This is a genomic window from Streptomyces sp. NPDC012794 (assembly GCF_042901085.1).
Lineage (GTDB): Bacteria > Actinomycetota > Actinomycetes > Streptomycetales > Streptomycetaceae > Streptomyces.
Genome location: NZ_JBIBCI010000003.1, coordinates 298,948 through 313,241 on the forward strand (window position 1 = coordinate 298,948; position 14,294 = coordinate 313,241).

A 14,294-nucleotide genomic window follows, 5' to 3' on the forward strand; every position below is an offset into this window, starting at 1 on the left:
CAAGCAAATGTAGGTGTGTCAAACGCCGCACTGCCGAGCGCCATGCCCGCCGATACGCTACGCACCAGTAGCCAGCAGCAGTCAATCAATTGACCAGGCAGTTGACACCACACAGGGAGCCGCGACCCCGATGTCCCAACCCTCAGAGCCGATCGACATGCACACGACCGCGGGCAAGCTCGCGGACCTGCGGCGCCGCGTCGAGGAAGCCACGCACGCCGGTTCCGAGCGCGCCGTCGAGAAGCAGCACGCCAAGGGCAAGCTGACGGCACGTGAGCGCGTGGCGTTGCTGCTGGACGAGGGGTCCTTCGTAGAGCTGGACGAGTTCGCCCGGCACCGGTCGACCAACTTCGGACTGGAGAAGACCCGCCCGTACGGCGACGGCGTCGTGACCGGCTACGGCACGGTGGACGGCCGCCCGGTGGCCGTGTTCTCGCAGGACTTCACCGTCTTCGGCGGCGCCCTCGGCGAGGTGTACGGGCAGAAGATCATCAAGGTGATGGACTTCGCCCTGAAGACCGGCTGCCCGGTCGTCGGCATCAACGACTCCGGCGGTGCCCGCATCCAGGAGGGCGTCAGCGCGCTCGGCATGTACGGCGAGATCTTCCGCCGCAACGTGCACGCCTCCGGCGTGATCCCGCAGATCAGCCTGGTCGTGGGGCCCTGCGCGGGCGGCGCCGTGTACTCGCCGGCCATCACCGACTTCACGGTCATGGTCGACCAGACCTCGCACATGTTCATCACCGGCCCGGACGTCATCAAGACGGTCACCGGCGAGGACGTCGGCTTCGAGGAGCTGGGCGGGGCGCGCACCCACAACGCCACCTCGGGCGTCGCCCACCACATGGCCGGGGACGAGAAGGACGCGATCGAGTACGTCAAGTCGCTCCTGTCGTACCTGCCGTCGAACAACCTGTCCGAGCCGCCCGCCTTCCCGGAGGAGGCGGACACGGAGGTCACCGACGCCGACCTGGAGCTCGACGTCCTGATCCCGGACAGTGCGAACCAGCCGTACGACATGCACACTGTCATCGAGCACGTGCTGGACGACGCGGAGTTCCTGGAGACGCAGTCCCTGTTCGCCCCGAACATCCTCACCGGTTTCGGCCGGGTCGAGGGGCACCCGGTGGGCGTGGTCGCCAACCAGCCGATGCAGTTCGCCGGCTGCCTGGACATCGACGCCTCCGAGAAGGCCGCGCGGTTCGTCCGGACGTGCGACGCCTTCAACATCCCGGTGCTGACGTTCGTCGACGTCCCGGGCTTCCTGCCCGGCACCGACCAGGAGTACAACGGAATCATCCGGCGCGGCGCGAAGCTGATCTACGCGTACGCCGAGGCCACCGTCCCCCTCATCACCGTCATCACGCGCAAGGCCTTCGGCGGCGCCTACGACGTCATGGGCTCCAAGCACCTCGGCGCGGACCTGAACCTGGCCTGGCCGACGGCCCAGATCGCCGTCATGGGCGCGCAGGGCGCGGTGAACATCCTGCACCGGCGCACCATCGCGGAGGCCGCCCCCGAGGAGGTGGAGGAAACCCGGGCACGGCTCATCACCGAGTACGAGGACACCCTGCTCAACCCGTACACGGCCGCCGAGCGCGGTTACATCGACGCGGTGACCATGCCGTCCGAGACCCGCGCGCACGTGGTCAAGGGGCTGCGCCAGCTGCGTACGAAGCGGGAGTCGCTGCCCCCGAAGAAGCACGGCAACATCCCCCTCTAGGCCCTCCAGGAGGACTCTGTGGTGATCAAGGTCGTCAAGGGCAACCCGACCCCCGAGGAGCTGGCCGCCGCTCTGGCGGTGGTCCGAGCGCGCGCGGCGGCGCTGGCTTCGGCCCCGTCGGGCGCGCCCCGGGTCCCGGACGAGTGGGCCTCACCGAGCCGGGTGGCCAGCCGGCAGCAGATGCTGCCGGGGCCGCGCGCGTGGGGCCGTACGTACTGGCCCGGACGGGGCTGAGCCCCGCGTTCCGGAAGATGGCGCGAACGGGCGGTGGCGCCTGAGTACCCGTACTCAGGCGCCGCCGGCGTTCCGCGGGCCAGGATCGGGGCATGCTCTGGTCAGACCCGAAGGACGAGCCCCCGAAGGACATGCGCGACGCCCAGGCGATGCTCCGGCGGATGCTCGTGGTCCTCGTGCTCGCGATGGTGATCGCCGTGTACGTCCTCGGCGGGCCCCCCTTCTAGGCGACCGTCCGGGCCGCCGCCCGGCCGCCCTACGATGGCCCCCATGACCGTACGCACGCTCGTCCTCGCCTCCGCCTCGCCCGCCCGGCTGAACCTGCTGCGGCAGGCCGGGCTCGCCCCCCACGTGATCGTCAGCGGCTTCGACGAGGACACGCTGGACCACGACGACCCGGCCGCCCTGGCGCTGGCCCTGGCCGAGGCCAAGGCGGGCGTGGTGGCGGGTCTGGAGGAGGCCGCGGGCGCCCTCGTGATCGGCTGCGACTCGGTGCTGGAGCTGGACGGCGAGGCGCTCGGCAAGCCGGTGGACGCGGCCGACGCCACGGCCCGCTGGAAGTCGATGCGCGGGCGGGCCGGGGTGCTGCGCACGGGCCACTGCGTCATCGACACGGCCACCGGCCGTCAGGTCTCGGCGACGGCCTCCACGACGGTCCGCTTCGGCGAGCCGACGGACGCGGAGGTGGCGGCGTACGTGGCCAGCGGCGAGCCGCTGCACGTGGCGGGGGCGTTCACCCTGGACGGGCTGTCGGCGCCGTTCATCGACGGCATCGACGGGTGCCCCGGCAACGTGATCGGCCTGTCCATGCCGCTGCTGCGTTCCCTGCTGGGCGAGCTGGACGTGTCCATCACGGACTTGTGGGCCTGAGGGTTCCCGCGGGATCCCCGCCGGGGTCCTCGGCCGGCGCCGGGTAGAGCATCAGCGTCAGGACGAGCAGGCACAGGATCAGTGAGGTCGCCGCGAAGGCGCCCCAGCCGACGAGTCCCACGGCGAGGGCGCCGAGCACCCCGTGGGTGACGGCCGCGACGACGAGCAGGATCCGGGCGGGACGGCCCGGCGGGCGGTCGCGCAGGGCGGCGAGGGCGGCCGGCACCGCGCACAGCAGCAGGAAGGCGGCCATGGCGGCGCCCATCCCATAGGTTGCCGTGACCATGACATCCGGATCCATGCCGGCGATGGACATCGACTGCGCCCCGGTGGCCCGCCCCAGCACGACGTGGACCAGCGCCAGCACGGCGGCCTCCGCGACGAGCGTGATCGCGGCCAGCCCCGCCACGAGTCTGCGCAGCACGACGCCCCCATCCGTCCCACGCCACAAGCGTGTTCGACGCCTGGAGGCTACTAACGAGTAAACCTCGGGACAAGAGCCGGGGACCGCTTCGTTACGGGAAACCCGCCACACGGACGACCGTGACGGCTCTCACTCAAAGAATGCGTAGGCCGTTCGTAGGGACTGCACAAAGAATCAGCAGGGTCCGCTGACCCGCCGAACAGAGACCTCGCCCTCGCAACAGGGTTACTGTGCAGTCGGGGATCTCCCTGACCTGGGGCGACACAAGGGCAATCACACTCAAGGAGCACTCGAATCACGCTCCGTGTGGGCAAGCTCACCACCGGGGAAGGGTCGTAAGGCCGTGTCGGCAGTCCCTAAACTCAGCTTGTTTCAAGGAGGGAGCCATCGTGCGCAAGGTGCTCATCGCCAACCGTGGCGAAATCGCTGTCCGCGTTGCTCGGGCCTGCCGGGATGCCGGAATCGCGAGCGTAGCCGTCTACGCCGATCCGGACCGGGACGCCCTGCACGTCCGCGCGGCAGACGAAGCTTTCGCGTTGGGCGGTGACACCCCGGCAGCCAGCTACCTCGACATCGCGAAGGTCCTGCAGGCCGCCGCGGACTCCGGAGCGGACGCCATCCACCCCGGATACGGCTTCCTCTCCGAGAACGCCGACTTCGCCCAGGCCGTCCTCGACGCCGGCCTGACCTGGATCGGCCCGCCGCCGCAGGCCATCCGGGACCTCGGTGACAAGGTGGCCGCCCGCCACATCGCCCAGCGCGCCGGGGCCCCCCTCGTCGCCGGCACCCCCGACCCGGTCTCCGGGGCCGACGAGGTCGTCGCCTTCGCCCGGGAGCACGGCCTGCCCATCGCCATCAAGGCGGCCTTCGGCGGTGGCGGCCGCGGCCTCAAGGTCGCCCGCACCCTCGAAGAGGTGCCGGAGCTGTACGACTCCGCCGTGCGCGAGGCCGTGGCCGCCTTCGGCCGCGGCGAGTGCTTCGTCGAGCGCTACCTCGACCGGCCCCGCCACGTCGAGACCCAGTGCCTCGCGGACTCCCACGGCAACGTGGTCGTCGTCTCCACCCGCGACTGCTCCCTCCAGCGCCGCCACCAGAAGCTCGTCGAGGAGGCCCCGGCCCCCTTCCTGACGGACGCCCAGAACGCCGAGCTCTACGCCGCGTCGAAGGCCATCCTCAAGGAGGCCGGCTACGTCGGCGCGGGCACCGTCGAGTTCCTCGTCGGCACCGACGGCACCATCTCCTTCCTCGAGGTCAACACCCGCCTCCAGGTCGAGCACCCGGTGACCGAGGAGGTCGCCGGCATCGACCTGGTCCGCGAGATGTTCCGCATCGCCGACGGCGAGGAGCTCGGCTACGGCGACCCGGAGCTGCGCGGCCACTCCTTCGAGTTCCGCATCAACGGCGAGGACCCGGGCCGCGGCTTCCTGCCCGCCCCGGGCACCGTCACCCTCTTCGCCCCGCCGACCGGCCCCGGCGTGCGCCTGGACGCGGGCGTGGAGACCGGCTCGGTCATCGGCCCCGCCTGGGACTCGCTGCTCGCCAAGCTGATCGTCACCGGCGCCACCCGCGAGCAGGCCCTCCAGCGCGCCGCCCGCGCCCTGGCGGAGTTCAACGTGGAGGGCATGGCCACCGCCATCCCCTTCCACCGCGCGGTCGTCGCCGACCCGGCCTTCGCCCCCACCGACGGCACCCCGTTCAAGGTCCACACCCGCTGGATCGAGACGGAGTTCGTCAACGAGATCAAGCCCTTCTCCGCCCCGGCGGCCGAGGAGACCGAGGACGAGCCCGGCCGTGAGACGGTCGTCGTCGAAGTCGGCGGCAAGCGCCTGGAGGTCTCCCTCCCGTCCTCGCTGGGCATGACCCTGGCCCGCACGGCCGCCGCCGGCGGTGCCAAGCCCAAGCGCCGCGCCGCCAAGAAGTCCGGCCCGGCCGCGTCCGGCGACACCCTGGCCTCCCCGATGCAGGGCACGATCGTCAAGGTCGCCGTCGAGGAGGGCCAGCAGGTCAACGAGGGCGACCTGGTCGTCGTACTCGAGGCGATGAAGATGGAGCAGCCGCTGAACGCGCACCGCTCCGGCACCGTCGTCGGCCTGACCGCCGAGGTCGGCGCCTCCCTGACCTCCGGCGCCACGATCTGCGAGATCAAGGACTGACGTCCCCGCCCGCGGCCGTACGAAGGCCCCGCCCGGTTCCCCGGGCGGGGCCTTCGGCCGTACGCGCCCCGGGCGGTGTCCGCCGGGCCGCCCTGGCGGGAGCGGCCCGGCGGACACCGCCCGTAGCGGGCCCGGCGGTCCCGGCGCTCAGCGGCGGCGCATGTCCGCCACCCGGGCCCGTTCCCCGGCCTGCTGCTCCAGCAGCGACGCGGGGGCACTGCGCAGCTGGGCGGTGGGGCCGCCGCGCCGCTGGACCGGCAGGGGGGCGTCACGGCGGGGCCTGCGCCCCTGCATCCCCTCCCCGGCGCCGCCGTGGCCGCCGGCCGCCGGGGCCGGTCCGGCCACGGTGATCTGCACGCCCTGGTCGGCCAGCGCCTGGAGTTCGGTGGCGGCCCGTTCGTCGTGCTGCGGGGGCTCGTCCGTCACCAGCCGGGTCATCACGTCCGTCGGCACGGTCTGGAACATGGTGTCCGTGCCGAGCTTCGTGTGGTCGGCCAGTACGACGACCTCCGCCGCGGCCTGCACCAGCGCCCGGTCCACGCTCGCGGAGAGCATGTTGGACGTGGACAGGCCGCGCTCGGCGGTCAGACCGCTCCCGGACAGGAAGGCCCGGGACACCCGCAGCCCCTGCAGGGACTGCTCGGCGCCGCTGCCCACGAGGGCGTAGTTCGAGCCGCGCAGGGTACCGCCGGTCATCACCACCTCCACCCGGTTGGCGTGCGCGAGCGCCTGGGCGACGAGCAGCGAGTTGGTGACGACGGTCAGACCGGGCACCCGTGCGAGCCGGCGGGCCAGCTCCTGGGTCGTGGTACCCGCGCCGACGACGACGGCCTCGCCTTCTTCGACGAGGCCGGCGGCGACATCGGCGATGGCGGTCTTCTCCGCCGTCGCGAGATGGGACTTTTGCGGAAAGCCGGACTCCCGCGTGAAACCGCCCGGCAAGACCGCACCGCCGTGCCGGCGGTCGAGGAGTCCTTCTGCCTCCAGTGCCCGCACGTCCCGCCGTACGGTCACTTCGGAGGTCTGGACGACACGGGCGAGCTCACGGAGCGATACCGCACCGTTGGCCCGCACCATTTCGAGGATCAATTGGCGACGTTCAGCAGCGAACACGAAACTGACAGTAACCCCAACGACCGTCTGCTTTCAGCTCCTTGCACCGGAATACCGAAGTTGTCCATACATCGGCCCGACTAGTGGTATACGGGGTCGGCCCACTTTCCGCGGCCGTGGCCGCGCATCCCCGCCCCACCTCGGCTTCCGCCCCAACCCCCGCGGGGAATGGGGCGGTTGAGCCTGCGGCGCAGCGCCCCTACGCCTCGCTGCCCGTCTTGCGGGTGTGCAACTGGCGGGCCACTTCGGCGATCGAACCGGACAGCGAGGGGTACACGGTGAACGCGTTTGCGATCTGCTCGACGGTCAGGTTGTTGTCGACGGCGATCGAAATGGGGTGGATCAGCTCGCTCGCGCGCGGCGACACGACCACGCCGCCCACCACGATCCCGGTACCCGGGCGGCAGAACAGCTTCACGAAGCCGTCCCGGATGCCCTGCATCTTCGCGCGCGGGTTGCGCAGCAGCGGCAGCTTCACCACGCGGGCGTCGATCTTGCCGGCGTCCACATCGGCCTGCGTGTAGCCGACGGTGGCGATCTCCGGGTCGGTGAAGACGTTCGAGGAGACCGTCTTCAGGTTCAGCGGGGCCACCGCGTCACCGAGGAAGTGGTACATCGCGATGCGCCCCTGCATGGCGGCGACGGACGCCAGCGCGAAGATCCCCGTCACGTCACCGGCGGCGTACACGCCCGGCGAGGACGTGCGCGACACCTTGTCGGTCCAGATGTGGCCCGACTCCTTGAGCCGGACCCCGGACTCCTCCAGGTTCATGTCCTTGGTGTTCGGGATCGCGCCGACCGCCATCAGACAGTGGGTACCCGTGATCACGCGGCCGTCGGAGAGGGTGACCTCGACCCGGTCGCCCACCCGCTTGGCGGACTCGGCGCGCGAACGGCCGATGACGTTCATGCCGCGGCGCCGGAAGACGTCCTCCAGGACGGCCGCCGCGTCCGGGTCCTCACCCGGCAGCACGCGGTCGCGGGAGGACACCAGGGTCACCCGGGAGCCCAGGGCCTGGTACGCGCCGGCGAACTCGGCACCGGTCACACCGGAGCCGACCACGATGAGCTCCTCGGGGAGCTCCTCCAGGTCGTAGACCTGGGTCCAGTTCAGGATCCGCTCCCCGTCGGGCATCGCGTCCGGGATCTCGCGGGGGGTGCCGCCGGTGGCGATCAGCACGGCGTCGGCGGTGAGGATCGTCTCCGTGCCGTCGGCGGCGGTGACGATCACGTCCCGGGTGCCGTCGATGCCCTGCGGGCCGCCCAGCTTGCCGCGGCCGCGCATGACGCGGGCTCCGGCCCGGGTGACGGAGGCGGTGATGTCGTGGGACTGCGCCAGCGCGAGGCGCTTGACGCGCCGGTTCACCTTGCCGAGGTCCACGCCGACGACACGCGCGGCCTGCTCGATGTGCGGGGTGTCGTCCGCGACGACGATCCCCAGCTCCTCGTACGACGAGTCGAAGGTCGTCATGACCTCTGCGGTCGCGATGAGGGTCTTCGAGGGCACGCAGTCGGTCAGCACCGACGCCCCGCCCAGGCCGTCGCAGTCGACGACGGTCACCTCCGCGCCGAGCTGCGCCCCCACCAGGGCTGCCTCATACCCGCCGGGTCCACCGCCGATGATCACGATCCGGGTCACGAAAAGTCCGCCTCACGTCTACCCGGCCGGCTGCCGCCCCGGCCGGTGTTCCGGGGGGTCTCCCCGGGGGATCCATTCCGTGCCCCATTGTCCCGCACGCATCAAGGTGCTCGCACCATCCGGACACGCCGGTCGGGGCGACCCTCCCGTACCCTCGACCTCATGTCGCTCTACGCCGCGTACGCCGGCAACCTCGACCCGCGGCTGATGACGCGCCGCGCTCCCCATTCACCGCTGCGCGGCACGGGCTGGATCAACGATTGGCGGCTGACCTTCGGCGGCGAACAGATGGGCTGGGAGGGTGCCCTCGCCACCATCGTGGAAGCCCCGCGCCAGCAGGTCTTCGTCGCGCTCTACGACATCGCCCCGCTGGACGAGGACTCCATGGACCGCTGGGAGGGCGTCGGGCTGGACATCTACCGCCGCATGCGGATCCGCGTCCACACCCTGGACGGCGAGGAGGCGGCGTGGTGCTACGTGCTGAACGGGTACGAGGGCGGTCTGCCCTCGGCGCGCTACCTGGGTGAGATCGCCGACGCCGCCGAATCGGCGGGGGCGCCGCACGACTACGTCATGGAACTCCGCAAGCGCCCCTGCTAGGCCGACCGGCGCCCGCCGGCCCCTGCCGGACACGGGCCGGGGGGGGACGATTCGGCGGAAACGACAAGGCAACGATCCGAACACCGTGAGCTGCGCCATCTACGCGCGTAGGCGAGAAGCGGCTACGCTCGTCCGCGTGAACGCATCTGTTACCGACCCCTTCGCCGCCGCCGACGCCGCCGCCGCCCGCCTCCGCGAGCTCACCGGCGTCGAGTCCCACGATGTCGCCCTCGTCATGGGCTCCGGCTGGGCCCCCGCCGCAGAGGCGCTCGGCGCCCCCGAGTCCGAGTTCCTCGTCACCGAGCTGCCCGGCTTCCCGCCCGCCGCCGTCGAGGGCCACGGCGGCAAGATCCGCTCGTACAAGATCGGCGACAAGCGCGCCCTGGTCTTCCTCGGCCGGACCCACTTCTACGAGGGCCGCGGCGTCGCCGCCGTCGCCCACGGCGTGCGCACCGCCGTCGCCGCCGGCTGCAAGACCATCGTCCTCACCAACGGCTGCGGTGGTCTGCGCGAGGGCATGGCGCCCGGCCAGCCCGTCCTGATCAGCGACCACCTCAACCTGACGGCCACCTCGCCGATCGTCGGCGCGAACTTCGTCGACCTCACCGACCTGTACTCGCCGCGCCTGCGCGCGATGTGCAAGGAGATCGACGAGACCCTCGAAGAGGGCGTCTACGTCCAGTTCCCCGGCCCGCACTACGAGACCCCGGCCGAGATCAACATGATCCGCGTCATGGGCGCCGACCTGGTCGGCATGTCGACCGTGCTGGAGGCCATCGCCGCCCGTGAGGCCGGCGCCGAGGTGCTCGGCATCTCCCTGGTCACCAACCTGGCCGCCGGCCTGTCCGGCGAGCCGCTGAACCACGAAGAGGTCCTCCAGGCCGGCCGCGACTCCGCCGCCCGCATGGGCACGCTGCTGACGCAGGTCCTCGCCCGCATCTGATCGGCACCCCCGACGATCGACGACGTACGAGAGGAAAGGCGGAAGCAGTGCAGGAACAGGACGACCTCCTCACCCGGGCCCGGGGCTGGCTGGCCGAGGACCCGGACCCGCAGACGGCGGCGGAGCTCGCGGCCCTGATCGACGCGAACGACACGGCCGAGCTCGCGGACCGCTTCTCCGGCACGCTCCAGTTCGGCACCGCCGGGCTGCGCGGCGAGATCGGCGCCGGCCCGATGCGGATGAACCGTTCCGTGGTCATCCGCGCCGCGGCCGGCCTCGCGGCCTACCTGAAGGACCAGGGCCACGACGGCGGCCTGGTCGTCGTCGGCTACGACGCCCGCTACAAGTCGGCCGACTTCGCCCGCGACACCGCCGCCGTGATGACCGGCGCCGGACTGCGCGCGGCCGTCCTCCCCCGGCCCCTGCCGACGCCCGTCCTCGCGTACGCCATAAGGCACCTGGGCGCCGTCGCCGGCGTCGAGGTGACCGCGAGCCACAACCCGCCCCGGGACAACGGCTACAAGGTCTACCTCGGCGACGGCTCGCAGATCGTCTCCCCGGCGGACACCGAGATCGCGGCGCGGATCGCGGCCGTCGGCGCGCTGGCCGACGTACCGCGCCCCTCCGACGGCTGGCTCCAGCTCGACGAGGAGGTCCTCGAGGCCTACCTGAGCCGGACGGACGCCGTCCTCACCCCCGGGTCGCCCCGGGGCGTACGGACCGTCTACACGGCCATGCACGGCGTCGGCAAGGACGTCGTCATGGCGGCCTTCGCCCGGCACGGCTTCCCCACCCCGGTGCTCGTCGCCGAGCAGGCGGAGCCGGACCCGGCCTTCCCGACGGTCGCGTTCCCGAACCCGGAGGAGCCGGGCGCGATGGACCTGGCCTTCGCGAAGGCCGCCGAGGTCCAGCCGGACATCGTGATCGCCAACGACCCGGACGCCGACCGCTGCGCGGTCGCGGTCCCGGACAACGGCGGCTGGCGCATGCTGCGCGGCGACGAGGTCGGCGCGCTGCTGGCGGCCCACCTGGTCCACAAGGGCGCCCAGGGCGTCTTCGCCGAGTCGATCGTCTCCTCCAGCCTCCTGGGCCGGATCGCGGAGGCGGCCGGCGTCGGCTACGAGGAGACCCTCACCGGCTTCAAGTGGATCGCCCGGGTCGAGGGCCTGCGCTACGGCTACGAGGAGGCGCTCGGCTACTGCGTGGACCCCGAGGGCGTCCGCGACAAGGACGGCATCACCGCCGCCCTCCTGGTCGCCGAGCTCGCCTCGGAGCTCAAGGAGCAGGGCCGCACCCTGACCGACCTGCTGGACGACCTGGCCATGGCCCACGGCCTGCACCACACCGACCAGCTCTCGGTCCGCGTCTCCGACCTGTCGGTCATCGCCAACGCCATGGCGCGGCTGCGCGCGGAGCCCCCGACGGCCCTCGCGGGCCTGCGGGTGGCCTCGGCGGAGGACCTGTCGGTCGGCTCGGCCGCCCTCCCGCCCACGGACGGCCTGCGCTACTACCTGGACGGCGACTACAAGGCCCGCGTCATCTGCCGCCCGTCCGGCACGGAGCCCAAGCTGAAGTGCTACCTGGAGGTCGTGGTCCCGGTGGCCGAAGCCTCGGACCTCGCGAGCGCCCGCACCCGCGGCCAGGAAATCCTGGACGCGGTCAAGAAGGACCTCGCGGCGGCCATGGGCCTCTGACGGCCCCCCGCCCTCACCTGGACGGCCCCCGCAGCTCCGGCTGCGGGGGCCGTCGGCGTGAGGGGCGGCGGGGGCGGGGGCGTACGCGGCTTGCGGCGCGGGCCGGCTGTCTCCCCCGCGAGGGGTGGGGGACAGGTACCCCCTCGACCCGTCTCACAGCCGGTTTGGGGGTTTCCCGTCAGTCCCATCGTCCTTCCGTGTCGTGCCGGCCCGTCAAGGGCGCTCACTTCGTTCGCGTCGCTACGCGATGGCCTTCGGCCACCCTTGACAGACCAGCCCGCCCCGGAAAGCCGAAAGACTGCCGGGAACCCCCCGAAAGAACGGCACGGTCCAAGGGGAAGGGACGGCTCCCTCAGTGATGAGACGAGGGACCGGGCGTCGGTCCGCCGGGCATCCGGGCCCCATGTCCGCCATTCCCCGCCGGGGCCGGCTACCCGCACCACATGACGACGTGATCCCCCCTGCGGAGCACCCAGACGCAGCAGACCGCTACCCACTCCTCGTCCCCCGGCGTCCGGCGACCGGCTGGAGCTGGTACCCGCACCACATGTTGACCAGGGCAGCGCGGGAAGCGGTCAGGCGTGTGAGACCGGCCGGCGGACGGCAGCCGATGGTTCACTCCGTTGGAGTGACGTGCAGGCGACGCCCGAAGGTCAAGGCTCGTCTCCGTGCTGGCGGCCGTCATCGGACGACTGGGCCGTTGCCGGCTCGCCAGTCGTTGAGGCGCTTACGGATACTGGGGACCATGGGAAGGTCGTCGGTCTCGTGGGGGGCGAACCAGGCGACTTCGAAGGATTCGTCCGAGGTGCGTAGCGTGCCGCCGGTCGGGCGGGCGAGGAGGCAGATGGAGAACTCCTGGCGGACTTCGCCGTCGTCGTAGGCGAAGACATGGCCGGGGTTGGTGTAGGTGCCGACGATGCCGGTGATCTCGACGGTGATCCCGGTCTCCTCGTAGGTTTCCCGGATCGCGCAGTCGCCGATGGACTCGCCGAGATCCATCCGGCCGCCCGGCAGGGCCCACATTCCATTGTCGGTCCGGCGCTGCAACAGCACCCGGCCGTCGTCGTCCACCACGACGGCTGAAGCGGCGGGCACGAGACTGTTCGCCGGCGGGGCGCTGGGATCGTCTTCGTAGTCACGCCTGGGCATTGCTCTCCCTGATGTCGCGGCCTCGGTTCCACAGTTCCTCGGTGTGTGCCGCGAACCGGTCGAACATGCCGTCCGCCTGACGACGTCGTAGGTGCATCATCGGCGAATCGTGGCCGACGTGGCGGGCCAGGATGGGTGTCACGATCATCTCGTCATCGAACCTGAACACCGAGAGGTTGACGTGGCCCGTCTCGAATCGACCCTCGATGCCGCTGACATCGCTGAGTTTGGCCAGCTCGTTCAAGGTCACGGCGATCCGGGTCGAAAGTGTCAGGGGTACGTCTTCCTCTGCTTCGCGGGCTGCGGTGATGGGACTGTCGGGATCTCCGATGAGGAATCGGACGCGACAGCCGCTCAAAGCCTTGCGGCGTAGGGCGTAAGCGAGGTTGGCCTGCTCCAGCCACAGGAAGTAGTTGGTGTAACCGGCGAACAGCAGGTCGTGCTGTGCCTTCGTCACCAGCGAGCGCCAAAGGCTCGAAGGAGCAGCGGATCTGTAGGGAAAGACCTGGACTATCTCCTTGTCGGGGCCACTGGGGAGAGCCGACCGGACGGCGTTGGGCCACAAGGCCGTTTCCTCCTCGCCTAATGCCTCGCAGGCTGTCCACCGGTGGCGGGCGTGGGGTACGCGGTTCGGCTCTGTGATCCACCGTCCGACCGTCTTCGCGTCCACCCCGCAAGCTTCTGCGAGCTGCTTTTCCGTCATCTTGGCATTCGCCATCGCGCGGCGCAGTGCGTGATTCAAAGGTCTCTCTCCACAGCCGTCCGGGACGGATCAGACGGTAGCGGCGAAGCGTCCCAAACGTCCCGCAAACGGAGTGGTAACGCCCCCACGTGGGAACCACGATCGGTTCGACGTCGCCGAACCGGAGGTCCCATGAAGAGTCTCAATACCCACGATGCCCCGGATGTCCCGTGGCCGAGGCTGGTGGCCATGGTTGAGCCCAGCGAGGGGCTCCTCGACCGTGCTCGGGTTGGCTGGGAGCGCTTCCTCGACACCTTTGAGGAGGCATCCGATGAGTGAGCAGTACGAGTACGTCCCCCACCGCCTCCTTCGCCGCCGGGTCCGCGACCTCGCCTCCGGCGTCGAGGGCGAGCTGATGGCGGTGATCAACGAGAACGTCTCCGACACCGGCATCGCGCGCTGGATGGAGCTGGCCTACATCCGGGGTGCCTCGGGCCGCGAGTTCACCACCGCCGTCGCCAACGTCGAGCCGGCCACCCGCCGACCTTGAGGAGAAGCATGTGGCACGCCTGACCGCTTCCCGCGCTGCCCTGGTCAACATGTGGTGCGGGTACCAGCTCCAGCCGGTCGCCGGACGCCGGGGGACGAGGAGTGGGTAGCGGTCTGCTGCGTCTGGGTGCTCCGCAGGGGGGATCACGTCGTCATGTGGTGCGGGTAGCCGGCCCCGGCGGGGAATGGCGGACATGGGGCCCGGATGCCCGGCGGACCGACGCCCGGTCCCTCGTCTCATCACTGAGGGAGCCGCCCCTTCCCCTTGGACCGTGCCGTTCTTTCGGGGGGTTCCCGGCAGTCTTTCGGCTTTCCGGGGCGGGTCGGGCTGTCAAGGGTGGCCGAAGGCCATCGCGTAGCGACGCGAACGAAGTGAGCGCCCTTGACGGGCCGGCACGACACGGAAGGACGATGGGACTGACGGGAAACCCCCAAACCGGCTGTGAGACGGGTCGAGGGGGATCCGGCCCCCAACACCCACCCGCACTCGGGGGCGGGTGGGCAGCAGCCCCCCGGCCCCC

14 protein-coding genes are annotated in these 14,294 nt (G+C 71.2%); 9 read left to right on the plus strand and 5 right to left on the minus strand.

Translation table 11 applies throughout. The features are described from left to right. Nucleotides 1-130 precede the first annotated feature (130 nt). The 4 genes from ACFY7H_RS07440 (at nt 131) to ACFY7H_RS07455 (ending at nt 2,827) form a co-directional block, all read left to right on the plus strand. Entirely contained in the window at nt 131-1,723 is a 1,593-nt protein-coding gene (locus ACFY7H_RS07440) for an acyl-CoA carboxylase subunit beta (protein ID WP_388934453.1), read from the plus strand. A gap of 21 nt (nt 1,724-1,744) precedes the next feature. Next, complete coding sequence (locus ACFY7H_RS07445) at nt 1,745-1,957, plus strand: acyl-CoA carboxylase epsilon subunit (RefSeq protein WP_388935000.1); 213 nt, start codon at nt 1,745-1,747, stop codon at nt 1,955-1,957. Between the two features lie 92 nt (nt 1,958-2,049). Next, on the plus strand, nt 2,050-2,184 hold the full coding sequence (gene mmpB / locus ACFY7H_RS07450; protein ID WP_388934455.1) for a morphogenic membrane protein MmpB: 135 nt from the start codon (nt 2,050-2,052) through the stop codon (nt 2,182-2,184). A 34-nt stretch (nt 2,185-2,218) separates the two neighbouring features. Continuing rightward, nucleotides 2,219-2,827 carry a Maf family protein gene (locus ACFY7H_RS07455; RefSeq protein ID WP_388934458.1) on the plus strand — a complete coding sequence of 203 codons (609 nt, stop codon included), beginning with the start codon at nt 2,219-2,221 and terminating at the stop codon, nt 2,825-2,827. Here ACFY7H_RS07455 and ACFY7H_RS07460 read toward each other — a convergent pair. Beyond that, on the minus strand, nt 2,808-3,251 hold the full coding sequence (locus tag ACFY7H_RS07460) for a hypothetical protein (RefSeq protein WP_388934461.1): 444 nt from the start codon (nt 3,249-3,251) through the stop codon (nt 2,808-2,810). The two genes, ACFY7H_RS07455 and ACFY7H_RS07460, sit on opposite strands and share 20 nt — an antisense overlap. Before the next feature lie 389 nt (nt 3,252-3,640). On the opposite strand from ACFY7H_RS07460, the gene ACFY7H_RS07465 reads away from it, so the two are divergent. Further along, the gene (locus ACFY7H_RS07465; RefSeq protein WP_388934464.1) at nt 3,641-5,404 is read left to right on the plus strand and encodes an acetyl/propionyl/methylcrotonyl-CoA carboxylase subunit alpha; all 1,764 of its coding nucleotides are present in this window, start codon (nt 3,641-3,643) and stop codon (nt 5,402-5,404) included. Between the two features lie 147 nt (nt 5,405-5,551). Here ACFY7H_RS07465 and ACFY7H_RS07470 read toward each other — a convergent pair whose 3' ends face one another. Both ACFY7H_RS07470 and ACFY7H_RS07475 read right to left on the minus strand, forming a co-directional pair. Beyond that, complete coding sequence (locus tag ACFY7H_RS07470; protein ID WP_388934466.1) at nt 5,552-6,517, minus strand: DeoR/GlpR family DNA-binding transcription regulator; 966 nt, start codon at nt 6,515-6,517, stop codon at nt 5,552-5,554. Between the two features lie 199 nt (nt 6,518-6,716). Continuing rightward, on the minus strand, nt 6,717-8,156 hold the full coding sequence (locus tag ACFY7H_RS07475) for an NAD(P)H-quinone dehydrogenase (RefSeq protein WP_388934469.1): 1,440 nt from the start codon (nt 8,154-8,156) through the stop codon (nt 6,717-6,719). 162 nt (nt 8,157-8,318) lie between these two features. On the opposite strand from ACFY7H_RS07475, the gene ACFY7H_RS07480 reads away from it, so the two are divergent. The 3 genes from ACFY7H_RS07480 (at nt 8,319) to ACFY7H_RS07490 (ending at nt 11,393) form a co-directional block, all read left to right on the plus strand. Then, nucleotides 8,319-8,756, plus strand: a complete 438-nt coding sequence (locus ACFY7H_RS07480) for a gamma-glutamylcyclotransferase (protein ID WP_007266087.1) — start codon at nt 8,319-8,321, stop codon at nt 8,754-8,756. Between the two features lie 136 nt (nt 8,757-8,892). After that, entirely contained in the window at nt 8,893-9,699 is an 807-nt protein-coding gene (locus ACFY7H_RS07485; protein ID WP_388934471.1) for a purine-nucleoside phosphorylase, read from the plus strand. 47 nt (nt 9,700-9,746) lie between these two features. Continuing rightward, nucleotides 9,747-11,393, plus strand: a complete 1,647-nt coding sequence (locus ACFY7H_RS07490; RefSeq protein WP_388934473.1) for a phospho-sugar mutase — start codon at nt 9,747-9,749, stop codon at nt 11,391-11,393. 681 nt (nt 11,394-12,074) lie between these two features. Here the strand turns inward: ACFY7H_RS07490 and ACFY7H_RS07495 are convergent. Both ACFY7H_RS07495 and ACFY7H_RS07500 read right to left on the minus strand, forming a co-directional pair. Continuing rightward, complete coding sequence (locus ACFY7H_RS07495; protein WP_388934476.1) at nt 12,075-12,542, minus strand: NUDIX hydrolase; 468 nt, start codon at nt 12,540-12,542, stop codon at nt 12,075-12,077. Continuing rightward, nucleotides 12,529-13,284: an XRE family transcriptional regulator gene (locus tag ACFY7H_RS07500; RefSeq protein ID WP_388934478.1), complete on the minus strand. Its 756-nt coding sequence runs from the start codon at nt 13,282-13,284 to the stop codon at nt 12,529-12,531. Before ACFY7H_RS07500 ends, ACFY7H_RS07495 begins: the two co-directional genes overlap by 14 nt. Before the next feature lie 271 nt (nt 13,285-13,555). Between ACFY7H_RS07500 and ACFY7H_RS07505 the strand changes: the two genes are divergently transcribed. Then, nucleotides 13,556-13,774 carry a hypothetical protein gene (locus tag ACFY7H_RS07505; RefSeq protein WP_388934481.1) on the plus strand — a complete coding sequence of 73 codons (219 nt, stop codon included), beginning with the start codon at nt 13,556-13,558 and terminating at the stop codon, nt 13,772-13,774. The last annotated feature ends 520 nt before the right edge of the window (nt 13,775-14,294 follow it).